At 43.8% G+C, this 26,252-nt stretch carries 24 protein-coding genes; 5 read left to right on the forward strand and 19 right to left on the reverse strand.

Annotated features, from left to right (window positions below):
* Window positions 1-560: 560 nt before the first annotated feature.
* Complete coding sequence (locus GOM71_RS15810) at window positions 561-854, forward strand: Dabb family protein (RefSeq protein WP_156282783.1); 294 nt, start codon at window positions 561-563, stop codon at window positions 852-854.
* 66 nt (window positions 855-920) lie between these two features.
* Here the strand turns inward: GOM71_RS15810 and GOM71_RS15815 are convergent, their stop codons facing one another.
* Together GOM71_RS15815 and GOM71_RS15820 are read right to left on the reverse strand one after the other, a co-directional pair.
* Window positions 921-1,169 (reverse strand): cupin domain-containing protein, encoded by a 249-nt coding sequence (locus tag GOM71_RS15815; protein WP_156282785.1) that lies wholly within the window; start codon window positions 1,167-1,169, stop codon window positions 921-923.
* A 303-nt stretch (window positions 1,170-1,472) separates the two neighbouring features.
* Window positions 1,473-6,575, reverse strand: coding sequence for an Ig-like domain-containing protein (locus GOM71_RS15820; protein WP_156282787.1), 5,103 nt, complete (start codon window positions 6,573-6,575; stop codon window positions 1,473-1,475).
* 564 nt (window positions 6,576-7,139) lie between these two features.
* Here GOM71_RS15820 and GOM71_RS15825 point away from each other — a divergent pair.
* Window positions 7,140-7,859 (forward strand): stalk domain-containing protein, encoded by a 720-nt coding sequence (locus GOM71_RS15825; protein ID WP_173275704.1) that lies wholly within the window; start codon window positions 7,140-7,142, stop codon window positions 7,857-7,859.
* Window positions 7,860-8,022: 163 nt separating this feature from the next.
* On the opposite strand, the gene GOM71_RS15835 is transcribed toward GOM71_RS15825, so the two are convergent.
* The 3 genes from GOM71_RS15835 to GOM71_RS15845 all read right to left on the reverse strand — a co-directional run bounded on the left by GOM71_RS15835 (window position 8,023) and on the right by GOM71_RS15845 (window position 10,142).
* Window positions 8,023-8,811, reverse strand: a complete 789-nt coding sequence (locus GOM71_RS15835; protein ID WP_367649643.1) for a class I SAM-dependent methyltransferase — start codon at window positions 8,809-8,811, stop codon at window positions 8,023-8,025.
* Window positions 8,812-9,169: 358 nt separating this feature from the next.
* Window positions 9,170-9,634, reverse strand: a complete 465-nt coding sequence (locus GOM71_RS15840) for a phage tail protein (protein WP_156282932.1) — start codon at window positions 9,632-9,634, stop codon at window positions 9,170-9,172.
* Between the two features lie 22 nt (window positions 9,635-9,656).
* Window positions 9,657-10,142 carry a GyrI-like domain-containing protein gene (locus GOM71_RS15845; protein ID WP_156282789.1) on the reverse strand — a complete coding sequence of 162 codons (486 nt, stop codon included), beginning with the start codon at window positions 10,140-10,142 and terminating at the stop codon, window positions 9,657-9,659.
* A gap of 107 nt (window positions 10,143-10,249) precedes the next feature.
* On the opposite strand from GOM71_RS15845, the gene GOM71_RS15850 reads away from it, so the two are divergent.
* The gene (locus tag GOM71_RS15850) at window positions 10,250-11,212 is read left to right on the forward strand and encodes a helix-turn-helix transcriptional regulator (protein WP_156282791.1); all 963 of its coding nucleotides are present in this window, start codon (window positions 10,250-10,252) and stop codon (window positions 11,210-11,212) included.
* A gap of 320 nt (window positions 11,213-11,532) precedes the next feature.
* Here GOM71_RS15850 and GOM71_RS15855 read toward each other — a convergent pair whose 3' ends face one another.
* The 3 genes from GOM71_RS15855 to GOM71_RS15865 all read right to left on the reverse strand — a co-directional run bounded on the left by GOM71_RS15855 (window position 11,533) and on the right by GOM71_RS15865 (window position 14,201).
* Entirely contained in the window at window positions 11,533-12,303 is a 771-nt protein-coding gene (locus GOM71_RS15855; protein ID WP_156282793.1) for an SDR family NAD(P)-dependent oxidoreductase, read from the reverse strand.
* A gap of 59 nt (window positions 12,304-12,362) precedes the next feature.
* Complete coding sequence (locus tag GOM71_RS15860; RefSeq protein WP_216651759.1) at window positions 12,363-12,935, reverse strand: TetR/AcrR family transcriptional regulator; 573 nt, start codon at window positions 12,933-12,935, stop codon at window positions 12,363-12,365.
* 414 nt (window positions 12,936-13,349) lie between these two features.
* Complete coding sequence (locus GOM71_RS15865) at window positions 13,350-14,201, reverse strand: SDR family NAD(P)-dependent oxidoreductase (protein WP_156282797.1); 852 nt, start codon at window positions 14,199-14,201, stop codon at window positions 13,350-13,352.
* Between the two features lie 160 nt (window positions 14,202-14,361).
* Between GOM71_RS15865 and GOM71_RS15870 the strand changes: the two genes are divergently transcribed.
* The gene (locus GOM71_RS15870; RefSeq protein ID WP_156282799.1) at window positions 14,362-14,793 is read left to right on the forward strand and encodes a MerR family transcriptional regulator; all 432 of its coding nucleotides are present in this window, start codon (window positions 14,362-14,364) and stop codon (window positions 14,791-14,793) included.
* 117 nt (window positions 14,794-14,910) lie between these two features.
* Here the strand turns inward: GOM71_RS15870 and GOM71_RS15875 are convergent, their stop codons facing one another.
* Both GOM71_RS15875 and GOM71_RS23915 read right to left on the reverse strand, forming a co-directional pair.
* Window positions 14,911-15,615, reverse strand: coding sequence for an HAD family hydrolase (locus GOM71_RS15875; protein ID WP_156282801.1), 705 nt, complete (start codon window positions 15,613-15,615; stop codon window positions 14,911-14,913).
* Between the two features lie 32 nt (window positions 15,616-15,647).
* Window positions 15,648-16,055 carry a helix-turn-helix transcriptional regulator gene (locus GOM71_RS23915; RefSeq protein WP_253944877.1) on the reverse strand — a complete coding sequence of 136 codons (408 nt, stop codon included), beginning with the start codon at window positions 16,053-16,055 and terminating at the stop codon, window positions 15,648-15,650.
* Between GOM71_RS23915 and GOM71_RS15885 the strand changes: the two genes are divergently transcribed.
* Window positions 15,978-16,418, forward strand: coding sequence for a DUF4386 family protein (locus GOM71_RS15885; RefSeq protein WP_253944878.1), 441 nt, complete (start codon window positions 15,978-15,980; stop codon window positions 16,416-16,418). The two genes, GOM71_RS23915 and GOM71_RS15885, sit on opposite strands and share 78 nt — an antisense overlap.
* A 39-nt stretch (window positions 16,419-16,457) precedes the next feature.
* Here the strand turns inward: GOM71_RS15885 and GOM71_RS15890 are convergent, their stop codons facing one another.
* The 9 genes from GOM71_RS15890 to GOM71_RS15935 all read right to left on the reverse strand — a co-directional run bounded on the left by GOM71_RS15890 (window position 16,458) and on the right by GOM71_RS15935 (window position 26,236).
* The gene (locus tag GOM71_RS15890) at window positions 16,458-17,198 is read right to left on the reverse strand and encodes an ATP-grasp domain-containing protein (RefSeq protein ID WP_156282805.1); all 741 of its coding nucleotides are present in this window, start codon (window positions 17,196-17,198) and stop codon (window positions 16,458-16,460) included.
* Between the two features lie 55 nt (window positions 17,199-17,253).
* A complete protein-coding gene (locus GOM71_RS15895) occupies window positions 17,254-18,147 on the reverse strand; it encodes an NUDIX hydrolase (RefSeq protein ID WP_367649644.1) in 894 nt (297 codons plus the stop codon).
* Window positions 18,148-18,150: 3 nt separating this feature from the next.
* Window positions 18,151-19,161: an AAA family ATPase gene (locus GOM71_RS15900; RefSeq protein WP_156282810.1), complete on the reverse strand. Its 1,011-nt coding sequence runs from the start codon at window positions 19,159-19,161 to the stop codon at window positions 18,151-18,153.
* Window positions 19,158-19,835 (reverse strand): nicotinamide riboside transporter PnuC, encoded by a 678-nt coding sequence (gene pnuC, locus GOM71_RS15905; protein ID WP_367649645.1) that lies wholly within the window; start codon window positions 19,833-19,835, stop codon window positions 19,158-19,160. The genes GOM71_RS15900 and pnuC overlap by 4 nt, the downstream gene beginning before the upstream one ends.
* A gap of 193 nt (window positions 19,836-20,028) precedes the next feature.
* Complete coding sequence (locus GOM71_RS15910) at window positions 20,029-21,768, reverse strand: ABC-F family ATP-binding cassette domain-containing protein (RefSeq protein ID WP_156282935.1); 1,740 nt, start codon at window positions 21,766-21,768, stop codon at window positions 20,029-20,031.
* A gap of 472 nt (window positions 21,769-22,240) precedes the next feature.
* A complete protein-coding gene (locus tag GOM71_RS15915; RefSeq protein ID WP_156282812.1) occupies window positions 22,241-23,140 on the reverse strand; it encodes a GNAT family N-acetyltransferase in 900 nt (299 codons plus the stop codon).
* Window positions 23,141-23,703: 563 nt separating this feature from the next.
* Window positions 23,704-24,180, reverse strand: a complete 477-nt coding sequence (locus tag GOM71_RS25025) for a ribosomal maturation YjgA family protein (protein ID WP_156282814.1) — start codon at window positions 24,178-24,180, stop codon at window positions 23,704-23,706.
* A 99-nt stretch (window positions 24,181-24,279) separates the two neighbouring features.
* Window positions 24,280-25,128 carry an AraC family transcriptional regulator gene (locus GOM71_RS15930; protein WP_156282816.1) on the reverse strand — a complete coding sequence of 283 codons (849 nt, stop codon included), beginning with the start codon at window positions 25,126-25,128 and terminating at the stop codon, window positions 24,280-24,282.
* A 187-nt stretch (window positions 25,129-25,315) separates the two neighbouring features.
* Window positions 25,316-26,236 carry an MBL fold metallo-hydrolase gene (locus tag GOM71_RS15935; RefSeq protein ID WP_253944879.1) on the reverse strand — a complete coding sequence of 307 codons (921 nt, stop codon included), beginning with the start codon at window positions 26,234-26,236 and terminating at the stop codon, window positions 25,316-25,318.
* Window positions 26,237-26,252: the final 16 nt, after the last annotated feature.

The raw sequence follows: 26,252 nt of genomic DNA on the forward strand, positions 1-26,252 counted from the left end.
AGGGTAGACGGAGCATTTAAATGATTCTGGAGAAGCGTCAGCGTTCGTTTTTGTGAAGGGATCCCAACCTTACCTCGTTGATTCAAAGGAATCCCTGAGCAATGGCGATCGGAAGAACATTTAAATGTGCAGTTTGCTGTTTTACCCAAATAAAACAGGGGGGGTATCCCATCGTCATTTTAATGACTTATGGGACACCCCCGTTCCTTTGTTTAATATTCTCCCTTGATGACAAAAAACGAGCCGCGAATGGTTCCCGCCAGTTTGGACCTCTACCTGGCAAACTTAAACTTGCCTTCCAGCTCAGCGGGCACCTCCATCCCTTCATACGTGCGAAGATTCCAAGCCGACCGCAGATACATGTTTAAAATCAACGATATACGACATTCCATTCATTCCTCTCTATAGGCCCTGACAACAGGGTTTACATTTCTACAAATCATACACTATTTTCCACAAAAAAAGGTTGATCCCATCATTCCTATTCCCGATATTGATATCTATTTGGTGTAACGGTAAGATGGACAAAGATATGACGTTCATTATTGGAGGGAAATGCAATGATTCAACGCACTGTACTTTTGAAATTTGCTGAGACAACAACACAAGATCAACTGCTGGAGGTCGCAAAACGCTTCAAGGCGTTAAAGGACGCCGTCAAAGGAATTGATGACATTCAAGCCGGACTTAACATCGCCGAAAGAAGTAAAGAATACCAAGTGGTGCTGATGGTGAGATTTGAAGATCAAGCCGCATTGGATGCTTACAGCGTAAATGAAGAACATCAGGCCGTCATCTCATACATTCGCGAAGTTGGCAGACTGGATAGTATCGGCGTCGATATTGAGGTCTAATTTATACGTATAATTAAACGACTCCCCGAATAAGGGGTCGGCCAAATGTTAGTACCAACAAATTCGCTATATGGAATAAGCCATATGATATGCCGCCAATGCCTGTTCCGACAATCCATCGTCCATGAGCCCATAGTGGACGCGAACGGACTGCTCAAATTGGCTTGGCGGCGTTAGCCGAACGCGGAATACAACCGGCACGTCTTCATTGTTTGTAAAGGTGTGCGGCGTTCCAATCAGAGCAATACGACGGTCTCCCGCTTGTAACAAATGATTTGTTTTACCTAGAGTCACTGTGAGTTTGCCAGATATCACTTCGAATTGCTCTTCTATCCTTCTTCATTACGGGAATGACCACCTTGTTTACGGGGATCTTCCAAGCCACGGTGCAAGGAACATGTTCTGCGGAACAAATTGAAGCCGGATTTGGAACATTCAGTAGAGTAGAAATGTAATCTAGATCAAATATCTTTACGAAATTGAATTAACTGCGGTATATCGGTTGCCATAGCTTTTCGAAACAGCATGATTGACTTCCTTTCTGTTGATCGGAGTATTGCAATAACGTAAAAGGAAGGCGCAATTCTCACTTTGCGCCTTCCTTACTTTTCTCGATGGTTATGGAGTTACGGTAACGTTAATCGTAACTTTCTTGCCGCCGTAGGTCAACGTAATCGTTGTTTTGCCTGCAACATTAGCTGTTATAACGCCATCCAGAACGGAAGCTACATCCTTCTTCGAGTTCGTAATCGTCACTTTATTCGTAACGTCCTGGGGATCTGCCACCTTGTCAAAGAGGGCATTCACTTGATAAGAGGTTGTGTCTCCCTTTATTAGCGTTAAGTTGATCGTCGCCCCTTCCGGCTGTCCTTCGGTTAGCGCAGTAAGCTTGGTTACCGTCGATTGAATCGTAACCGTAACTTTCTGACCTCCGTAGCTTGCCGTAATGGTCGCTTTGCCTGGGCCAACAATAGTTATTTGCCCGCCATTCTCTACCGTGGCAACTCTCGCGTCGCTTGTGGTCCATACTGCATATTGCAGCAGGCTCTCTTCGGACACCGGTGCTCCGTCGTTCCCCGTCGATTTAAGTCCAATGGTCAACTGGTCACCAGGAGCTCCTGTGTACGTTTTAACGCTGCCATCGGCAATCTCTAGCTTCTTGACGGTCAGATCGACCGGGATCGTCACTTTCTTACCGCCGAGATCCGCTATAATATTAGCCTTTCCGCCGCCTACAGGCGTAATAACGCCATCTTTTCTCGTAACGATAAGCGCATTGCTGCTGCTCCATTTGACCAGCTCGCTATCGGTTACGTCGACCGATGTTCCGTCACCGAATACAGCATTGATCTGAACTGCGTAAGTCGATCCCATCTTGGCGATTAGATTGCCCTTGGCATCTTTTCCTTCTCCATTCCAATTCAAAGAGGTTACGCCGACAACCGCATCGAAGGACAAGGCTGCCCCGCCGAATGTCGCTTTGACAGTCGCTTTGCCCATTCCAACAACGATTAGATTGCCGTCTTCATCAACCGTAACTACGGCAGGATCGGTTACCTTCGCTTTTTGCACAGTCCAGCCCGTTGCTTCGCTGGCATTGATTATTCCGGTTTTACCATCCGCATAGGTAACCGACAGCTTCAAATCGTTCTTCTCTTGACCCAGATGAAGCTGAATCGTCTTCGTTGTGCGGTTCGCAGCGTCGAGAGCTGAGACCGATTTAATCGCCGAATCCACGGCAATGATAGCTGTGGCCCCGCCATACGATGCGGTTACATTCGTTTTACCGAAACCGACGATTCTGATGACGCTATTCTCTTCAACGGCAGCAATGGCTTCATCACTGCTTCTGAACGTAATGCCTGTAATCGCATCGAGCTCTGCTTTTGTCGCTTTCGAGCTGTCCGCGTACGTGAGCGAGGACAGCTTCACGTTGGAAAGCGTTGTGTTGATGTTCCCTGTGAGCTTAGTCGTCACCAGCGTAATCGCTTTAGCGTTTGCGGTAACCGGAATCTCCGCATAATACGATGCCAAAGAAGCATGTACGGTTCCTTTACCAAAGCCTTCGACTTGCAGCGTGCTGCCGTCAAGCGATCCTTGGAGCGGATCCGTATCGTTCTTCGCTAATGTCCAGTCCGCAAGCCCCGTGACATCCACCTCTTTCCCGGTGCCGTTTAACGTTGCCCATAGAGTAAGCGCGGTCGTGCTGCCTGGTTTAAGAGCAAGCGACGCAGCTGCTTTTGTGCCTTGCTTAAAGCTCAGCTTCTTAATTGTTGTATCAATGGCGATTTCGACAGATTTGCCGCCATAGCTTGCCGTTACTTTTGTCGATACATAATCCGTGATGCGAAGACCTGTTCCAACTGCTTCAATTACATCCGTATAATTATCGCTGATCGTCCACTGCAAATCGGCGTTATCGACCGTGACCGAAGCGCCATTGCTCATTTTCGCGGTAAAGACCATTGGCACAGTATTCGCAGAAGGCAGTCCAGCAATTTTCGTAACGTTTGCGGATAACGTTTGTACCGTTTTATCGGTAGCATCGACAGTGATGGAAGCCCCCGGTGCCAGTTTGTCATAGACAGCTGTAATCTTGGCTTTACCTGCTGCCAACACCTTGATGTGACCCGAATGTTCATCGACGCTTACGATCTCTGGATGGTCAGAAACCCACTGTACTTTTTCAGTCGCAATTTCCGCAGAGGCGCTATCGCTGAACTGAACTCGAAGCAGCAAATCCTTTTCCATTCCGACCGCGCCGTCCAACGTCGTAACTTGATCCGTAGCTGCGAGACCAATGTAAGATTTCTTAATCGACGTATCCATCGATGCGGTCGCGGTTTTACCTTTATACTTCACAGACAAGGTGGCCGTACCGTAACCGGTAATCCGCAGCTTGCCGTTTTCCAGAGTGGCGATCGGTTTGCTGATCTGCCAATCACTAGACGCAATTCTATTCGTTACATCGCTCGTCGTACCGTCCGTATAGGTAGCCGTTACGCTTACGTCGACGAGGTCCCCATTGCGCGCTGCAATCTTGGAAGGCGTTATCGCAATGGATTTAACCGGCTTATCCTCGGCTGTTCCTACATTAACCTGCAACCAGTCATACACGAGATCGCCGCCGCTACTCCAACCAACGACAGCAAAAATATAAGTGCTTCCTTCTCCAACCGCCGTGATGACCCCTTTACTTGCAGTCGCAACCTCTTCATTGTTAGAAGACCAATCTGCGTAATTAGTGATATCTTCCGATGTATCGTCCTCATAAGTAACTTGCGCGGATACAGAGTAGGTTTGTCCTACCGCCAAGTTGATTTCACCCTCTTTGCTCATCACCACAGTCTTAGGTACAGGAGGACTTCCGACCTTGACCAGAGCAGTCGCTGGAGCCGGCGTATTCACAAAGGATGACGAAGCTCCAGGCGTAAAGGTGAACTGGTACGTCCCTTCGTTCTCAGGCAGTTGGAAACTTTCTTTCATTGGAACATCTTTATCCACTACCTTCTCGTTCGTCGCTTGATTCTTGAACGAAATGTGATGCGTCAATTTCTGGCCTGCACTAGATCGATCTTCACGGTAGCCGATGTAGTATACTTCGTTGCCGAAGCCATCTACCAAGGTTGGGATATCCTGATAGGAAAGTGTTGACCCTGGTTCATAAACCCGCTGCGACCAATTCAAATGAGCTGAAAAAGCCGTATTAAATGGAATCGTTTTGTCTCCTGCTACTGCCACATTATTTGCACCGTAATTATATTCCCAATGATCCGGCGTGACATAGTAGGCACTGATTTGCCTGTACACCATTTTAGTAGCATAAATCGGCTTCGGCTTAGTGATATTCAGGTACTCGCTATAAAAGTCTGCGACACTAAAATTTAATTCGTTAAGTTGCAAGTTGGAGTTGGCTTGATTGATCGTCAACTTGCCCAAATCCGCATTGTTGACCCTAAATGTATAACCCTGACCGGATACTGCTTCGTTCTTCTTATAGACAACATAAGCATTCTCCTTGTCTTGGGCGGCGGCAGACACATTATAAGTGCCGGGCTTTACTTTCGCTCCAGACTCGACGCTTAAAGCGCCGATACTAACGCCGTCATTGTCAATCAGGTTGAAGTGCCCAGCCCGGAAGTCGAAGCCTTCCACGGTTTTATTCGGCCATTCATAGGAGACGGGAACGAAACCATTCAGACTGATCTCCTTCGTGGTTCCGCGGTCCTCATTCGCTATCGGAATCAACATCGCATACTGACGGCTGCTAAACAATATGAATTTGTCGCCTGGCGCGTCCCAATTCATTTGATTGACCTGAACTTTAGTGCTGCTGGCGTTTCGAATGACAGTCGTTTCCGAATAACCGGAATAGGAGTAATAGTGCTGGCCTGGGCCTGTTCCCCATACGACTTTAGAAACAATCTGTAAACCGCCAAATCCGTCTATGTTCGGATCAGGAAAGTTTAAAGTAACGTAATTATTGCCGCTATTGCTGTTGCCGGTGCCGATCACAATCGGAGCTGACGCCGGTTGAATCGGAATCGGACTTTCGGGCGCTGCTAAAGTCAACGTATATTCGCCGTCGGAAGAAGGCAACGTCGCATTGTAAGGATTATTTAAACCAAGATTAGGTTTAATAACCTCCTCATTAGTTGCCGTATTAAGATAGGTAGAAGTCAATGTAACATCGACCCAAGGGTTGAAACCGCGAATGCTCTGTACAACATTTCCATAGCTATCTGTAACGTTGTAAGACCTGTCTCCAAGATTAGCGTTAGGATAATAAGACGGTTTTACATTCAAATTAACTTTTAGTTGCGTATCCGAGGTAATCGTAGCGCCGTCTACGAATAATTCGGGATCGATCCGTTGCTCCATTTCGATCGAATCATTGTCGTTCGCATAGATTAATGAAATGTCTTCATATGCTCCAGCGGTGACGACAAACTCGTTTTGTCCTTCGGCTTGCGGCCAGGCGCCAACGCTGCCCGTAGAAAAAGTGGATGCGCTTTTAAGATGATAAGATCCATCTGACATTCTTGTATGTACGTTCATCGTATTGCCGGTATCGAATGTAATGGTATTTTGCCCTGCTTGCAAGGGTTGTCTCGATTTGTTTAACATATACAAATGCGAAGCATCTTGGCCGGAAATTTGGAACGAATAGTCGAAAGGCGACATTGATCGCAAGCCTTTCACGGGAGAATACATGATTGGCTTGCCCAACTCATCGACCGGGGAAGCATTAATGTACGTCGTTACGTACGCATTTCCACTATAGGGGTCCGGAAAGCTAACAGGCACTTGGTCCTGATTGTCCAAGGAAATCGCCAGAGCACCCGCTTGAATTTGTTGTTTGTCAATCGGAATGAAATAGAGCTTTTCGTCTGTCGATGCCGACAAATAAACTGGAATTTCCTCGTTCATAGGAATCGTAAACGTTTCCTCGACCTTCCAACCCGAGGCGGTTTCTTCGGTCTCGTAAGCATAATCTGGATGATAGTAATAATCTTCAGCGTTCTGCCCCCAAACTTCTTTATAGACTACGCTGACATTATTCAATCTGTGTTCGTGTGCAGCATCCGAAATCGTGATGGTAATTTTCACATCTGTTCCTGTTGCTGCGGCGAAAACTTGGACCATGGACAACGTCATTAACTGCGCTACCAACGTGAATGCAATTAACAATTTAATCCATTTTCTGTGCTGTGCAAACATCGTGTAATCTCCTCAATTCTTGTGTTTATGTGAAATCTAGTTCTTTAGGATTATATCATTGGAAAATAATAGATGGTAGTCCTATTATTACGGATGCAAGAAATAGTGATATTTTCACTTAGTAAAGTCCATGCGATCATCCGATGTAGGTATTGGGTCATTTCGTACAGTAGAAAAATCAAAGAGGGTATCCCCAGTCAACTAAACGACGAGGGACACCCCTTTGATTTGGTTAAACAGCAACTTGCGCAATTGATCGTCGAGATACGATCGTACGTTTTGCGCGGATAATTGAAATAACGGCCTGGTCCCTCTCTCCCGAGGATCTTGAGATAATAAAGAAAGCCCACCGGTCTATATCAGATCGGCGGGCTTTCTGTTCATTGTAACTTTAAAAAACTATTTAAGAACGTCCCTATTTCATTTTAATAATAATTAATACATATATCGCGATCTGGTTATTGGCTAAAATTAGGTTATAAAGTATAATCTTATTTGAAATTGTTACAGGTATAATATGGTATTCCAAAAAAGAAATTATACAACATAAGGAGATGTTCAAAAGTGAACAAAGACACACTGAAGGGCTTTGCCATGGGCGCCCTTACTGTCGCATTGTTTGGTTCACTGGTAGGAACTGCTTTCGCTGCTTCTACTGGTAAGCTGACCAACATTAAAGTTATTTCCGGCGGTATTAAATTATTCGTTGATGGAAAATTGATTAAACCAACTGATGGGAACGGAAAAGTTGTTGAGCCATTCATTTATGATGGCACAACATATCTCCCACTTCGAGCGTTATCGAATGCTCTAACAAATTATGAAAAGCCAGTTAATTGGGATAGCGCCACTTCATCTATTTATGTAGGCCAAGCTCCTGTTGCTGCTCAAACTGACCTTGCAGACTTGAAAACGTACAACAATAACGACGTCAATGTTCGAACGGGAGAAGAAGCAGCATTTCAACTATTGGATAAAACAATAACACCGTTCAATAGATTGGATAGCTATTCAAGTTTCACTTATATGCTTCATTCGAATTACAGCCAAATTAACGGGCAATTTGTAATACCATACACATCACTAGGCGATGACTCAACAGGCAAGGTATATTTTTATAGTGTTGATAAAAAAGGAAATCAGACATTAATTCAAGAATATTCAGCTGAAGCTGGAGATGACCCTGTATCTCTTACAGTTGACTTGCGTGGTGTTGAAATCTTAGTTATTCAAACCATGTATTCTGGTGCATTCTACAATGCAACGCTAACGGGAATTAATTAAAAAAAGGCCGATCTTCAAACGAAGATCGGCCTTTTTACTATTGCGGCTTCTGGCCACTGGCTTTACGCAGCACGTTGGCGAGCCGATTATATTCAGCGCGTGTTTCCTTATCTATAGTTCCCAAATAAGTTGCGCTCAAGAGTCGCCGACTGTGCTTTATTCGTTATCTTTGCGCTATTATGGTGAATGTTTTAGGTATGCCTTTATCGAACACCTCAGAAGACATATTGGGCAGCTCCTCCAACACCTTAATCGTTAAGCCGGCGCTCGCAATAGACGTGACGATTTCACCTAGCGTCCAATTACGCAGATAGACCTTATTCGCCGTTTCGTCGCTCTGTTCCGATTCCGAATACTTCGAATAAGATACATTTTTTTCAATGAGAGAGGTGTCAAAATAGTCGCCGGTCACTTTATGTTTCCTAATGTTTGCCGTTGTTCCCCTTGAGGTTATCAGCTTAGTGGACACAGGGTGAAAATCCTGCAAAATCATCGTTCCGCCTTCGTTCAGAAGGCTATGAACCAAATGAAATAAAGGATATAAATCGGTGAAATAATGAAGGATGCCAAATTCCATAAATACAATATCATACGGATTCGCCAACTCTCGCGGGGGCAGCTTTAATACATCCGAAACGATATATCTTAAGTCAACGCCTGCCTGATCCGCTAATTCTGTTGCATAGCGTTCATTTTCGCTCGAAAAATCGACAACCGTTACAGCTGCTCCTAAAAGCGCCAACGCTACTGCTTTATTTCCGTTTGAACCAAGTAAATTGACGATCCTCTTTCCCTCAACGTCATTACTCAAAAATTTGAAAGCCGTTCCGATTCTCTTTATAGGGTCTTGCTTGATCTTCTCAGCAGCTTCCTTCGGCGTACCAAACCGATTAACCCATGATTCGTATGTACCATTGTTCCATGCCTTTTTGTTTTGCTCTGACGATTCCACTGCTCAACCCTCCATAACTAATCTGTCCGAAAATCACAGAATAGCTACATTGTATCATCATCCAACGCGCCGTATCCATAAGACAGCCATTTCTTGTACGACACAAAAGCCACCCCACATTGTTCCGACCCATTAATTTCCGTACAGGTTACGTTTCCTTGATCCTTTGACTTGATTAAAAATATGGACTGCTCCCGACTGATGCCCAGTTAAGCCTGATTCTCATCCAAAGGTCTCCGAAGCTCCAAGTCGAGATGCTCAGTACGATCGGCTCTTGAATTAATTCCACAAAATGGATACCTCCGAGCAAAATAAGAGCGCCCCTACATAGGGAAGCGCTCTATACTTTCAATACGTTCTAATATTCTCCTTTAATTACAAAGAACGAACCCCGAATGGTTCCAGCCAGTTTGGACTTCTGCCTAGCAAACTTAAACTTACCTTCCAGCTCCTTGGATACCTCCATCCCTTCCGAAAGCTTGAACCCGACAGCCCGCTTCTTCGGGTCATCCACCGTATACATAACGTTCAGCCCCAGACCATCCTCATAGAAGACATAGGCCATTCTAATATTTTCCACTTGAAAAGACGATGTTTCTAATGGCTTGGCCGAAAACTCAATATTACGTTCTTCTTTCAAAATCCGGTTGACGTAATCGAGAGTGTCTTGGCTTTCGCTAGCCGGTACAACCGTAAATTCATGCCTATATTTGTTCATATAGTATCTGGCTTCATTCGCCCGTAACCCGGCAAGCGCGTCAGCTACAGGGGAAGACTCTAAACCGGCCTTTGACACATTTTTAAAATCAACGATATGGGACATGCTCATTCACCCTTTCATCTCCTTATTTTTGAACGACAGGAATCCACATTTCACCAAAAACCAAGCCGTCCCGCTCTCCCATCATAACGGCTGCATTCGGCCCGCCAACATAAGCAACATGGTTGACCTCCGGCAAAACTTGCCCAAAGGCAATGCCGGCAAGCTTATTGCTCAATTCATCCGATGTTTGCCCTTCCCCTTTAACGATCAGGTATTCTCCCTTAGGAAATTGAATAACCCTGGAGCCTTCTGATGCGGGTAACGTTTCTTCTGTCATGACACCGGCATAATACATCATCTTGTGATTCACCGCTTCGTTCACAGCAAAAATGTAGTCATTTGCAGCTGCCGCTTTTAAAGCGTCGAGCCTTCCGTCTTCGCTGACTGCCTGCCAAAAGTCCGATTTTTCCTTGTTAATGCCGACATAGTCGGTGTAATTGCTCTTAAGCTCCGTTCCAAGACCAAAGACGATAAAGCTCTGTTTTTCTTCCAGTGTATAGTTTGCCAAATTGATTACCTTCCTTCTTTTTAATTTGTATTGTTTTGTGTTCTTCCCTTGATGAGTTTATGATATCCTTTAATCATGTCAAAAAATGACACTGTTTAGGAGCCCCCATGAAAAAAGTTGAGCGAATTAACACCATCATGCGGTATATCAACAATCGGTCCCGATTTACCATTTCTGAAATCATGCTGGAATTTAATATTTCCCGTTCGACAGCTATTCGGGATATTAGAGAAATCGAGTCCTTGGGAATGCCGCTTGTTGCGGAAGTGGGAAGAGACGGCGGCTATTTCGTCATGCACAACTCTCTCCTGCCCGGTGTGCGTTTTACCGATACGGAGGTTAAAGCTCTTTTTATAGCCTTTATGGCCACAAGAAATGCGCAGCTTCCCTATTTAAAGAGTCGCCAATCTTTAGCTGAGAAGTTGCTGGGCCTCATCTCAACAAACCAGCAAGATGACCTCGTTCTTTTAAATCAAATGTTGTTTTTTGAAGGAACGAACCCGCATAATCCCGACCTGCTTGAGCTTTCGGACCTCCCTCATCCGATGTTAGAAAAACTCATCCAAAGCCTGCTTATCGATAACTATTTATGGATTGCCATTGAAGAAGAAAAAGCAATAAAGCCTTATTCCATCTGTCTCTTGCGGCTTTATCACGAGAAAAGCCTTTGGCTCATGGAAGGCTTTGACTTAGAGGAGGAAAAGAAAAGGATTTTCCCCGTCGATAGGCTTGCCGATGTTAAACCGTACCCGCCGAAGAAGCGGCTGAGCCAGAAGAAGATTTTAGACAAACTAAGCAAGCAGGCAGAAGAAATCAACCTTGTCTTTGAGCTTGGTCCAACAGCAATTGCGCAGTATAAAAAGTACCATCCTTTAAAGGTTTCAATTTCCTATACGAATCCATACCAATCGACAGCGATTCTAAAAACTTTTGTCCATGCGGATAAGCCCGAAGAGTTGGCCGAAATGACAAATTGGCTTCTTTTCCTGGGTGAAGATATTCAGATCAGGGAAGCGCCGGAGCAACTGTTTGAAGCGTTACAAGAGCGAGTACGCGGTATGGTAAAATAGAGTGAATTGCGCCTCAGAAAGACAGAGAAGAGCAAATGATTGAGACTGCCATGCGATATTGCGAGTTTATAAAAGAAAATTTCTGATACCGGATTTACCGTTATAGATGCTACACAGCATTCGGGGTACGGGATTTGGATATATGGCAATGACGCAACCCAAGTAAATGTAAACTGCAACTATGAAATACTCGTAACCAAACTGAGCTAACCGTTAGAATAACACAAAGAGCCTGTCACCACGCACGGTGACGGCTCTTTGCTGTTTATGCCCCGTAAGGAACGTTATTTGTGATACGGTTCACCGTATCACTCCAACGGCTAATGCCTACCGGCGGTTACTCCACCATCAACAGGCAGAATAGCTCCCGTTATCCAGCTTGCTTCATCGCTAGCCAAGAATAAGATGGCAGACACCATGTCCTTAGGCTGGCCAATTCTTCCGATAGGATGAAATGCATGAAAGCTATCCAATACATCCCTGATTTGATCTTGAGGAATAAAGCTGTTGTATACCGGTGTTTCTACTACAGCAGGAGCGACGGTATTGACCCGTATCTGATTTTTGGCAAACTCTATGGCCAGATTTCGCGTTAATGCATGCCTGCCCGCCATGGCAGCCGAGTATGCACTTGAGGGCGTCGCTCCGATTGCTTGACTTGCCCACATAGAACCGACAGAGACGATCGCTCCGCCACCACGCTTGATCATTTCAGGGATGACGGCTTGCGCAATAACAAAGGTGCCTTTCATAATCGTATCCGTATAGGAGTAAAAATCAGCCTCAGTGTGCTCCAAAAAAGGGGTAGGCTTAAAAATGCCTGTGCTTGAAATCAATATATCGATGCCGCCAAATTTACTAACGGCCTCTTTGACAATAGTTGCAGAGGTTTCAAGCTGTCTGATATCTCCTGCTACCGGAAGCACATATTGCCCTGTTGGATCAATTTCTCTCGCAGTATCCAATAATACCTGCTCCCGACGGCCATTAATGACAACATTGGCTCCCATCTTCACCAATTCAGTTGCTACCGCTTTCCCTATGCCGCTTCCGCCGCCTGTAATAACAGCTACTTTGCCTTGAAAATTCATATTCACAAGCTCCTTTGTATACCTACTAATAGGTAGGTTTTATTTAGAAAATAACTGCTTTAGCCAGGATCTAAAGCAGTTATTAATTCTTCGGCGATCTCGTCGAATTTCTTGATGTCCTTGAAACTTCGGGCTAGCAATTGTGCGCCTTGAAGTGCCGCAAGGAATTTATGGGCTTGCGTTTCTGCTGTACCCTTGAAAGTAAGCGTTCCAGCCTTTAATCCATGAGCCATTACTTGCCCCAGCCATATTAAGTTAGTAGCAAAGTATTGCGTAAGCTTCTCTTGTACTTTCTCTGGCAGCGTAATGTAGTCAGTTGAATACATAACACCTAAACAAAGCCGAAAGTCTTGATTGGGCCCAGCTTTGTAAAGTGCAGCAAATTCACGCAGCCTCTCTAGCTCATTTGGCGTTTGTGCATCAATTTGCGTTAAAGCAGCCATAAAATTCATATGGTACCTAGCAACTAACGCCTCTCCCAAGTCAGCTTTGTTGGGAAAGTGATAATGAATGCTTGCTTTGCGGATTCCAATGGCTTGGGAAATGTCAGCATAGCTAAATGCATTAAAGCCTACTGTTTGAACTAACAGCTGCGCCGTATCCAGAATCTGATCTAATGTGTTTTTGTTCATACCCATATATTACCTACCAGTAGGTAGAATGTCAAGTGCGTTTCCGCCTTTGCCTCGTCTCCAAGACGTACGCACGTCAAGCTTAATGTCACCGAAATTTCTAGCGCACCTAATCACTTAGGTTTTCACTTCGAAAGACAAAATCGCGGAATGTATCATTCATAAATTCACGTTGTTCGTATCCAATCAAATGTTGTCGGAATCTCCTCCGACGCTGTCGCCTGAGCCGCCGCGCTCGCCGCCGTCCGCCGAAGAACTGAAGTTCTACAACGAATCTTTCGCCCAGTCATTCAAGCTTATAATTAAACTGAGCTATACAAGATCAAGCTCGCCGACTACTTCGACAGCGGCATTCAGCTTGGCGTATTCTATCCGAATAATGCGCGAATGCCGTATTAACCGCCGATTGCTGCATCAGGTGAGACTTTTAAATTCCTGCTTATAAATCACATCAATTTTGTCTAGTACACGCCGCCCTTGATCAATAAATTTCAACTCTGCCACTTTCCCTTTCATAAAGAAAACACCATTTAAGCCGCCATGATGACCCAGTGCTGCGTCATAGAGCAGGGATGCTCCTTTACTGGGAGAGGAAAAAAATAATTTCATTACAGGTTTCAAATAAAAAGGCAAACCCGAACGGTTCCCTTTACGTATAGTGTTGTTGCCGCCAGGGTCCGCGCTTCTAATTGTTATGCCCTCCAACTCGGCAAGCGGAGCAATTTCACGAGTCCATAATGAAAGTGCAAGCTTTGTGGCAGCGTATGGCCCAAATAACTTTTTAAACTTAGTCGGACGCTCTAACGTTTCCGGATGAAATGATTTGAGCATGGTAAAAGCGTTAGTTGAGGTGTTGACGACTGTCCTAATAGATCCTTTATGCAATAGCTCCTTTAATTCCATAAAAATAATATAGGGGGTCACCGTCTGCAGTTCGAAGTGCATCTCACGATTTTGTTTAGAGTAACGTATTTCCGCTAAACTCCCGCCAGCGTTGTTGAATAAAACATCAATTCTTGTCTCTCTAGCTTTAATCGTATCCAAAGCCTGCTTTAATTGTCCAAAGTCGGTCAAATCTGCCTTGTATTCCCGAAGCTTTCCGTTACGCATCGCGCTTTGGATCCATTCGTCTTCTACTGGGAAATTCGAGCGGTTTAGACCTATAACATGCCAATCCTCGGATAGCAATTTGCGAGTCAATTCAAGCCCAATTCCACTGCTTGCGCCTGTAACGAGCGCTGTTAAACCATTCATTTCCGTCCTCATGTTCTCATGCTCCCTCCATAGTTCATACTGTTTGGATTTACTCCATGCGTTCAGTCTACAAGTTGAAGTCGACTTCAAGTCAAGAATGAAAAGCAAGTATTGACTTAAAGTCTACTTCAAGTTATAAGATAATTTTGTTAGGTTAAAGGAGGTTGAAGCTATGGACGGAGCATTAACGTTCTCAATAAAGGAGATCGCTGCTCAAACTGGATTAACGGTTGCCACCATTCGATACTACGAGAAAATTGGTCTGTTGCCCCGTGCAGGGAGGAAGCTAAATAGCCATCGCGTGTATCGCTTGGAGGACGTGGAAACCATGAGGATGATTTCTTGTTTCAAAAAAACAGGGATGTCCTTGGAAAGCATGAAGCCCTATCTTCAACTGTCTCATGACGATGACTTGAGCGCATATCCAGAGCTAATCTTAATGATGGAAGCACACAAAAGAAAAATTGTAAATCAAATCGCTTCCTTACAACAAATTGTTGATTTTCTTGAGACCAAATTAAAGCCCGGCAATACAACTATTAATAACAACCCCTGTACATTAGCAGAGCCGGAGAAACGACCGCCCGCCGGCAAAAAAGCCTAGCTGATCCTACAGCTAGGCCTTAATTTGATTACTTTCGGTTTGCTGTATCAGCTTAATAAAGCGCCTCATACTCACAAGGCTCTTCACGCAGCTTCGGGCGCTTTTGTCGGCGCTATTTTACAACAATATTTTTCGCAACTCTTCTAATTCGGAAATAACGGCAAGGGGACCAGGCCCACCGGGGGCTTGATTTTTCTTATTTAACCAGACCGCTTGCATACCCTGTTGGATGGGGCCCATAACATCATTTATCCATGAATCTCCCACAACGAGCACTTGATCCGATTGAACTGATGAGCTTCTCAAAACGTGATGATAAATTTCCGGACTTGGCTTCTCAAATCCAATTTCACCGGATATGAACACATAATCTTTAGGAAAGACGCTATTCAACCCGATGGCCTGAAGCTTATCATACTGCCAATCCTTACTCCCATTGGTTATGACCCCTATTTGATAAAAATCCTTAAGCTCTGCTATGAGCTTGTTTACTCCCTCATTCGGTTTCATATTACTCTTGGCCACTCGTTGATAAAGGCGCTCGAACTCAAGTGCCGTGTCAACATCCGTCATTTTCCCGACTCTCTCCATTGAAAAGAGAAATCGCTTAATCCGAAATTCGTCAATTGAGATTTGTTGACTGTCCAATTTCTGAACTAGAGCACGGTTTACTTCATCAAAAACCCCGTACAAATCGTCGATGTTCATATCTCTGGTAAAAAAATGACTTTTAAATGTATCCTTAACGCTAGCCTCGTAATAATCATCAAAATGAACAAGTGTATCGTCTAGATCAAACAGAATAAGCTTGATTGGTCGCATGCTCTCATCCTTTCAGGTTCTCCGCGCTAACTTTAACGGCTAATATTCCGAAATTGCCCAGGCGGCAATCCCGTCCATCTCTTAAAGGCGCTCTGAAACGCGCTGGGCTCCGAGAATTGAAGCAAATAAGCGATCTCCCCCACCGTAAAACGAGGGATTTTCAAATATTGAACGGCAAATTCCATTCGAGCTTTGTTAAATAGACGATTATAAGTCGTTTGCTCTTGCTTTAAATTGGCTTGAAGCGTTCTGACGCTGACATTGAAATGTATGGCCGCATCATTAACGTTCGGAAACGAGGATGGCATACAGCGGGTAATCCATTTATATACTTGATCCGCAAATGTTCGGCCATAAAGCAAATGGCTTCTCGCCTCTTCCGCATACGCCTCGAACGTACGCAGCAATTCCTTGCTCGAGAAAATAATTGGATACTGCAAAGTCTCATTCTCCAAACGAATAAGATTAACGCCGCTTTCAAATCTAAGAAAGAAGCTGTGGAGCTTGTTGTTAATACGCTCCATCAGTATTTAGGAGTCACAATCGGGGAAACCCTCGGTTTTACAACGATGGGAGTATGGGCGATCCTTACGGCTATAGCTTTGTACCAATCCGGTTATTTACCGAAGTGGGCGGCTTATCTCTCCGATTTAAGCGGACTCGGTATCATAGCCGGTGTTCTAGAGTGGGCCGGATCGTCCATCGCCGTAGAAATCAATGCGTATGCCTATCAATTGTGGATTTTGCTCCTCGCCGGTCTAGGTGTTTCCTTCCTTATGAGGAGGAAGGAAAGCATCCCTTGACGATCGCATGAGTGATCGCCTTCCCTTCTAGACATGTCACTATAAGTGTCTTAAATAATCTGTAGTCCCTGCTAATTCTGACCATCTGGCCGAAAGAAATTTCGCATATTTTATAGGGTTCATTCCATATGTGCCTAGAGAGTGACCATCGTTTATTTCCACCAATTTCATATTTCCTTCTCGATCAATTCCAATATCCAAAGCATATGCAGCTGGCGCTTCAGCGAAATCCTTAACAGCCCGTTTTACAACACTTAGATCTAATTTTGAATCCCACGCACCTTTATAGTGCCTAATATCAAGTATTTCTCCGTATCGTATAAAACAACGCCATTCAGTAATAAAATCAACTATTTCTGAACACCAAATAATCGTATCCTCATTCTGGTCAACCAATCCAATGAAATCTTTGTATTCTCTAATTACCTTTCCAGCGAACTTTTTCGTGGTTTCTTTCGGTTTAATAAAAACATTCCAATCTTGTTTGTTCTCTAATAGGGTTTGAATGGTTGAAGTCCATATTTTTCTGCCAAAATAACTGGATAAGGAGGTTGGATAATCGATCTCCCCTTGACTTCTTCCTACACCCAACATTTCAAGACGCTTTCTCACGTTACCAATTCCGCCGACCACTAGCTCTTCTGGAATCTGTCCCTGTATTTCATTTAAATCATAAAACTTAATCGTCTCCCATCCTAACGAAGCGAACCCTTCATAAGCAATAAATGCATTTACATTGTAAAACTCTCCGTTCTTGTTTGCCTGGATATAGGCTCTCATTAATTACACCTCTTCTTTTGATAGAATTACACCTTACCCTCAATATGATAGATCATCAGGCTTCCTCCCAATTTCTTCGATACAAGCGTGAAGGACGGTGCCCGGCATTTTCTGTATAATGATCGGTCTCTGCTACGAGGTCGGCCACCTTGCGCCGGAAGGCAGCCTTCAGCAGTTCTTTGTCCAGAATCACCTCGTACACCTGCTGCAATTCCGTCAAGGTAAACAGCTTTGGCATCAAGTGCAGGGCAATATCTGTATTATTCGTTTTTCCTCGCAATCGCTCAATCGCGCAGGCAATTATTTTCGCATGATCGAAAGCCAATCCGTCATTCGATACGATCGAGTACACGGTCGACTTAGAGGTCGGCATTGCCTTTACGGTCTGATTTACAACCGCTGTAAGCTCCCTCTCTGCAGAATTGAGCTTTAGCTCATACGTTCTTGTTTTAGCGTATCCCTCGTCCAGGCGTTCTTGTTGCTCTTGCAAAAGCCGATAGCTTACCTTAAACCAGTCGGCATCTTCGGCGTCATCCCCAGCCTTCAACTGGAACCGGCTGCTATCAATCAAAGCCATATAGCTGCAGCTCATCACCCGGGTGCGGGGATCCCTCCCGATATCGGTAAAGGTATATAATTGCTCCAAATAGACGTCATTAACACCGGTTTCCTCGCGCAATTCCCGAACGGCAGCCTGCTCCGCAGTCTCATTGGATCGGACAAAACCGCCTGGCAGTGCCCATTTTCCCAGAAAAGGATGCCCACCACGGCGAATAAGCAGAATACGCAGCTCTTTTTCTGGAAGCTTGCGATAGTTGTCCGTCGCCGTGTTCGTCACCGTGAAAATGACCATATCTGCCGCTACGGAAGGTTGCTCGTAATCCCCCGCTCGGTATTGTTCCAAAAATTCCCGCTCCGTGAGTCCATCACGATCCAACAAATCCCTCACCCCCTAGTCCTGCAGCTCTCCGAAATAGTTGCGGTAAGGTTCAAATTTCTCCAGCACCTTGTTTACCTTACGCATGCGTTCCTCCAATGTCCCCCTCAATGTGATAAAGGGGATTCGCCGCTCCTTTAAATCCGCAATAATTTGCTTGTGAAAAACATGTCGTTTCTGATCCCCGCTTCGATCCCAAGTATCGTCATAAGGAATATCATCGTCGCAAAGGAAAAATAAATCATACCGCTGTGCATTTGTCAGTGCGATTCTAGATAAGAGTTCAGGAGCACGTCCGTGGTAATCCAAAGCAAACATATAAGTGGTAATCGCATTGGTATCGACAAAAAGATATCGGTTGGCTTCCAGCAATGCTTGCTCTTCCCGCTCGATATGGCCCACGGCAATTTCATCAAACGCCTCAAAGCCGATCCGGCGGTCCACCTGATGCTCGGTCCAATAATCCCGACCATATTCACTGGCGAAAGTCGTCTGATACTGACGGGCTAGCGCTTCGGTGATCGTTGATTTACCTGTCGACATCGCTCCTACGAAGACTATTTTTGTGATTAGATCCCTGTACACGATATCACTGACATATTCCCGATATTGATAGGGATCGGAACGAATCATTGTCGCAGAAATCGGTACGCTCTGGCGGGCTTCGTCCACTCGGCGGTCTACTGCGCCTAAAGCGATGCTCATATGTTTGCCATAAAACTCACTCGAGTAGAAGTGAGTCACTTGCTCTCCATTCAATAGCCCTAGAATGTACTGCTCTTCCCGAATCTCATGCTCTCTGTCGTCAGAGTACCCGTCTGGACCATCCCATGCCTCGATTACCCGAACGGACGGATAGAGTGTGCGAATCCAGTTTGCCCGAATATGAAGCGGAATCGGGGTAACCGTCGTATCGTAAATCACTACAATTAATTCGTCGACCTCCTGTAGCGCTGTGTTAATCATGAACTGATGCCCCTTATGCAGCGGCGCGAACTTCCCAAGCGTTAATCCTAGCTTCTTCATGCCAACGCCTCCTTTGCCCCTCTATTCCAGTTATAGTAGCCGTATCCCGCATTAACCAAATAGGCACTCCACATGACGATCATCATCAGGCCCTCGTCGCTTCCATCCAGCATTCGGACTACCCATAGCAGCACCGTAAATATATTCAGAACAATATAGATGAGCCATTGTTCCTTGAATCTTCTCACCATTAGAATAGTAGCTACGACAGATAACACCGTCGTTAGGGCATCGATATAAGGAGAGTTCTGACCTTTAATGAACGATAATCCAAATCCCAAAAGCAGGGAGCCCAATAGACAGATGGCCCCCGCGAGGAACATACCCTTAAGCTCCATCTGGCGCATGGATAACTTGCCGCCTTGCAAATTCTTTTTCCACATATAGAAACCAACGACATTCATCGGGACAAAGAAGAGCATATTCAACATAACCTCTCCGAATAACCCGTTTATATAGGCTAAATAGGCGTAACCAACCGTATTATACATGCCGAAGACATAACTCATCAGCATTCCCTTCGCCGCGAGTACCACGCACAGCACCCCGGTGATAAAAACCGTGAACCCGAAAATAGAATCCTTGGAAATAACGGTAAACCCTACAGCAATCAAAGTAAATAAAACCAACCAAACGATTTCAAACAAGTTCCAACTGCCTGCAAAACGCCTCACTCTGCATCCCCTCCGCTTGTTTCACTTCGTAATAAGTTGATATTTTCATTTTGTTACTATCAACATAACAGATAAGCCATTGGGAATCAAGGGAAATTATCCCTTTTACATTGCAGCCAAAATGAAACGACCGTTCCCCGGTAAAATACCGGGAAGCGGTCGTTTCGGTAATATCGTTTGTTTTCCACGTTATCTAAAGTAACTTAATGAGCTCTTCCAGCTCATCAACCAACCCTTTTGCAAGTTCAAAATCAGTATCTTTTAGAGCCAATTCTATTTTCATTTCAACTGATTTTTTCTTTTGTTCCGTTTCTAAATAGTCTTTATCAAAATGACTAGTATAAATCATCTGTTTAAATTTACGCATAGCCATTTTTCTAATCGTCTTATCCTCAATGATTAAAACATAATCCATACCGTTTACAACAGAATAGAAATCATGAGAAATCATGAGAATTGCACCTTTAAATTGTTTAATGGCTTTCTCCAGTGCTAGCTGTGTATAGGTATCCAAATGGCTTGTCGGTTCATCAAGAAGCAATAGGTTTGCTTTACTCGCAGAAATTTTAGCTAATTGAAGTATATTTTTTTCTCCGCCTGATAAGGATTGTATCTTTTGATTAACGATTTCTCCTTCAAAACCATAGTCTGAAAGATACAATCTGATCTCATCATAAGTTTTAAATCCCGCATCGATGAATTCTTCAAGTATGGTATTAGAATCCTTCAGCACTTCTCCTTGAAGCTGAGATAAATAAGCCACTGTAACATCAGCATTTATTTCAATTGAATCATGATTATTTTTAAAGATGTCTCGGAGTAACGTCGTTTTCCCGGTACCGTTTGGACCGATAATAGCTACTTTATCCGTAGACTTTATCTCAAAGTTAACATGGTCTAAAAGCAGCTCATCAAAGGCAACACTATAATTATTGACATTTACAACAATGGCGTCTTCCATTTCATTACCACTACCAAAACGAATATTCGGTTGCTTGATATCAACAAATGGCGCTTTAATTCTGCGCGCTTCCAATCTTTCTTGAAACCTAACTCTAGCTTTTAACGCTCTCCCTCTTGATGCTTCTGAATTGTAAGTTGCGATCGCTCTTAGATTATTGATGATGTTGTCATTTCTCTCAATCTCTTCATGTTCAGCGACTGCGAGTTCTTGCAGCTCAATTTTTGTCTGAAGCAATGAGAAGTTATACTCCATATATCGCCCATCAAACTCTTGGATCTCCGTGTTTTCAAGGTGGATAATTTTGTTAAAACAATGATTCAATAGATAACGGTTGTGCGTAACAACTAGCAGCATTCCTTTGTGAGCATTAATAAGTTTTTTAAGCGCATTTAGGTTTTCGAAGTCTAGAAATACATCCGGTTCGTCCATAATCATTAAGTCGGGACGATTAAGCATTTCCTTCATCACTTGAATAAGTTTGAATTCCCCGCCGCTCAGGGCGGATACCTTAAGATCTCTTCGCTTCATGAGGTTTGCTAGACCTAGCTGCTTATGAATGTTGCTTTCAAAATCATCCCCGCCCATTGCATCAAATGCGTCTAAAGCTAATTGATACTTTTCCAGTAACGGTTCTATATCTGATGAAGTTTCCATTTCCACGCAAATCGATTGAATTTCATTTTGAAGCTTTATAAATTGTTCTCCTATATATTCAAAAACGGTTGTTTCTTTCGTGTTGTCCAGCTCTGAGAACTGACTTACATATCCAATTGTGCATTCGGGGTCTATCTCTAATTTGCCATCGAAAAGATATCTTTCGGGGTCCATTAGTATATCGATCAATGTACTTTTCCCACTGCCGCTTGTTCCTATAAAAGCGCAATGTTGTGCTTCTTCTAACGTAAATGAAATGTTGTTATATAGTTCTTTTTGCGGAAATGAGAAGGATAAGTTTTCAACTTTTATCATCGTATGACCTTTCTTTATTACCAAAATAGTGATTAGCATTAGATTTTTTTTGCAGAACATCGGTTTTAAGTTTACCGTTGTTAGAGTAACACCGTTTACAACTAACTTCAAACCATTTGTATCCCCTCTTATTCCTGAATTCCCCTGCGTTCCATGTAGGGATGGCAAAAATAAAAAGCCGCAGATTTACTCTACGGCTCCTTTCTTACTTGTGATGGCTTGTCCGTCAACCGATCAGGCGTCAAGGACTCCGATATTAGTTAACCCATCTATAGATTTTGATATCGACTCCCGACTCCGTAGGCAGTCCTTCTCACCTTGAAGCATGTGCCTTGCCGATAATGTATGCCGCTCACCGGACTTCCCAATAATTTGCGTATCTATTCCTCCGTCAAGCACCTCTCCGTTGAAGCACTTGCCTGTCGCATGGCCTGTAAAAGGAATCATGACAACGGAATCTCCATCAGCATTCTTAAGCATGCGATAACATAGGGGCACAAAATGCGAAGTTTAAGTTCAAATCATTCTTCGACTTCATAAATAATAAGTCACTTTGACTCTTAAGCTCATAATTCGCATTTTCAGTAAAACGATCAGGCGTGAAGTGAAATTGAATGATTTCAGTATCACTATTACCAATATGAGAAAGTAATCTTATTAAATCGACCTTGTACTTACTCACCACATCATACAGGTGAAGTACATTCCCTTCATGTTGATAAACGATGATAGCCTCTTCGTCTTCAAAAAGATAAATCGAATCTTGAAAGACATGTAATGCATAGAACATAAAAATTCCCTGATTATCGCTAATACCAAATTGATTTGAAACAGGAGTGCGCGTTTGAAGGATTTTATTGATCATTTTCAGATCTTCTTCATTGGCGCAATCTATTTTTCGCAACCCGCTATTAACGATTGAGATTGGAGCAACTTTCATGCTGAAGTGCGCCTCACTACAAGGAGTGAACCCGAATTTCGGATAAAAGTGATGCACGCTGTCGTTCGCAAACAAATAGAACACTTCACATTCATCTCGATAAGTTTCTAAAACATGCTTCATTAATGCGCTAGAAAATCCGTTACCTCTATAGTCGGGGTGCGTCATAACTGTCCCAATCTGAATTGCTCTTTGGTTTGTTCCACCAATTATTAAGTTCATTTTGCTTATCGAAACATTGGAAACGACATTATGGTCAATTACAACTGAGTGGCAAATATAATGATCATCCCAGAAGCCCTTTTGATAAAATTGCTCGAAATCGATTCCGAAAACGTCGTTTGCTAATTGATTAAAGCTTTTCCTTAGTATTTCATCGTTTTTATAGTTACTAATAACAGAAAATTTCAACTCATCAACTTGGATATTCATTTCAGTTCCTCCTAATTGGAAGGAAACAAAATACCGAGGTTATAGGAGAAAATGAGCGCAAAAAATGCAGCAACCATAAAGGTAACTGCACTGATGGCTAATAACGCTCCATACATTGCATCCTTGTAATGGATTAAATGAACAAACTACTCCCTTGGATAAAAAGCAGCCAAAAGAAAGATTGTCTCATAATAGGCATCCATTACAAAGTTGTTGGCATAGAGTGAATCCCCTTTCATTACTCTCCTAAAGTAAAAGTAGCAAATGACTATAATCAAGTCAAGAAAGATTTTGACCCTGCAGCCTAGTCATATAACAGTTCAGAATCTCATTTTTATTATGAATAAGTAATAATAGATTACAGGTAATCCTATAATCACAGATACTACTGCGATTGCAGTTTGTACTCTCTTCACATCCATCCCGTAATATGAACAGTAAAGACTTATACACTAAAATACCAATCCATCCACCTAAAACATTTAGGATGATATCATCAATATCTGCCGCCCCAATGCCTAACAGCCCCTGAATAATTTCGGAATAGTCCCGTTCTCCCCAAATCATATGATTCCGTTGTAAACAAGTGCTGCTACAAGATTGCCCATTGTAAGTACAATACAAGCAAAAATCATGCAAATCGTTTTTCTAGTTACTCTTACATTTGATTTATTCAATTGTTGGATTTTTTGCAAAATATATAATATTAAACACCCTGCAAAGTAACTATATATATCTTTTATGTCAAATACAGAGCCGAATAACGTTTTAATGAACACATTCGTTTCCATATGTATGAGCTTCACAAATTCATACCATTGACAAATTTCAATGTTTATAGAGAAAACAAATATATAAAAAGGCAGTAATTTTGTATGAACAGAAAATATTGATTTTATAAAACAGTACATTAAAACAACAACCAGCATATCACCTATATATGGACGAATGAATGAGTCGTGCAAAAATAGAGCGATTACAAGTTCCGCTAGAAATAGCAGTATAAATGAAATCATATATTTGTTATTGAATCTAATCATATGAATTCTCCATTTGTTATTAATATAATACGGCAGTTCTAACGGCAAGTTTTTAAGGCCATCCTTTGCGGGATGGCCCTAATTTGACCTAACTCCGAATTACTTTTTCTTTACTGGTATCCAAATCTCCCCGGTAACATGCATTGCCATTCCGTAATACATTTCGAAACTTGGACCTTCAACCTGTTCATATTCAGACGTCGGAAACCACTCCGAATATATTCGTTCCCATAGTTTTTGCAAATCGCATTGCGGCTCCGGGAAAATAGCCCACGTTAATGCCGGGACAGAAAGTTTTGTAAATCTCTCCGGTATCTCCAGTCCCTTTGGAAGATTGTAGCAAATCATGTATTTGAAAGACTCTTTAGTGTGATCATATAAGGCAGCGTGCAGAACGGTGTCACCGAAACGTCCCAGTAATTCGTTCATTAGATCAACGCTGCCATCATCATCACATTTTTCGCGGAATTGAGGAACTTCAGAAAATGCTGTTTTCTGGTCCGAATTTATTAAACCATAGACTCCAAACATTTCAAAAGATCCTCTTTGTTCAATTCGGTAGTTCATCTCGACATCTCCTTTTATTGAAATATGAAAGGACATACGAGGATAGGCTTTTAGAGAAATCCCTTTATCGCGCGCTGATGTCGGTATGATCCCATGAAGATTCTTAAACGCCCGTGTAAACGCTTCCGGCGAATCGTATCCATATTTCATAGCTACATCAATAACCTTTGCATCTGTTGTCTGCAGTTCAAATGCTGCTAATGTCATCCGTCGGCGTCTAATGTACTCCGATAACGATACTCCGGTAATAAACGGAAACATTCGCTGAAAGTGATATGTAGAGCAACAGGCGATCTGCGCTATTTTATCATATGAGATATCGTCCGCTAGATTTGTTTCGATATACTCCATGGCGTTGTTCATCCTACCCAACCAATCCATCGTTTCTCCTCCCTACGAGATAAATAGTATCGCGGATAAAAAATGAGTGCCGTGCATTTCATGCACGAAAAAGTCAGCATGTCGAATACAAAAACTTGCCGTTACTTGTGGTACGGTTCAGCATATCATCGATAGAGCGAAAAAAGAAGGGCACCGAGTCGGGTGCCCTTCTTTAAACGGTTGTCCGCTACTTTAATTCGAAGACCATCAAGTCGCGACCGACTGAGATCGGACCGGTGTAAATTCCGGCCATCCCCTCGATATACGCTTGCTCCGCCTCCGGATTCGCTGCCGGCGCGGGAATGTGATGCGTGAGCACGAGATGCTTGACGCCCGCCCGCTGCGCGATGTCCGCCGCTTCTAGCGTCGTTGTATGATACTTCGCGGGGTTCGACAGCGCCTTCTCGTACTTCGGATATTGCGCGATCAGGGCATCGAGCCACGGCTTGTTATACGCTTCGTGAACGAGCAGATCCGCCCCGGTCGCATGCTTCTCCATGTTTGCCACCGGAATCGTATCGCCCGAGATAACGACCGTCTTGCCGTTATACTCGAACTTGTAAGCGATAGCCGGATAGACAGGGCGATGGTCCACCTCGAAGGCGGTAATCCGGATACCGTCCTTGTCGTAGACAACGCCCTCGTTGCATTCCGTATACTCGATTCGCGAGCCCGCTTCATCCGACAGATTATAGCTGATTCGGAGCTTGACATCGAACTCGAAGGACTCCCGCATTTTGCCGATGATCGCCTTCGTTGTCTCTGGTCCGTACACTTGCATGGGGACCGAACGGCCTTCGAAAACACGCTCCGCGGTAATATGCGTGCGCCAGCTCGTGATAAACACGTCGAAGAATCCACTGTTATGATCGTAATGGTGATGGGTGAACAGGACATCGGATATCCGCTGAGGCATGATGCCCGCTTTGATCAGCTGGTCTACCGCAGCGCCCCCGCAATCCACTAGGAACACCTTGTCTCCCGCAAGCACCACGGATCCAGGCTTCGCTCGACCATAGAAGGCGCGGGGAGAACCCGTTCCGAGCAGAACGACGGTCAGATCTGGGTGATAGTCTGGCCGCAAATTCTCTTGTGGTTGGATATACATCGCTATCGTCCCTCTC

The organism is Paenibacillus sp. NEAU-GSW1 (assembly GCF_009737085.1).
Lineage (GTDB): Bacteria > Bacillota > Bacilli > Paenibacillales > Paenibacillaceae > Pristimantibacillus.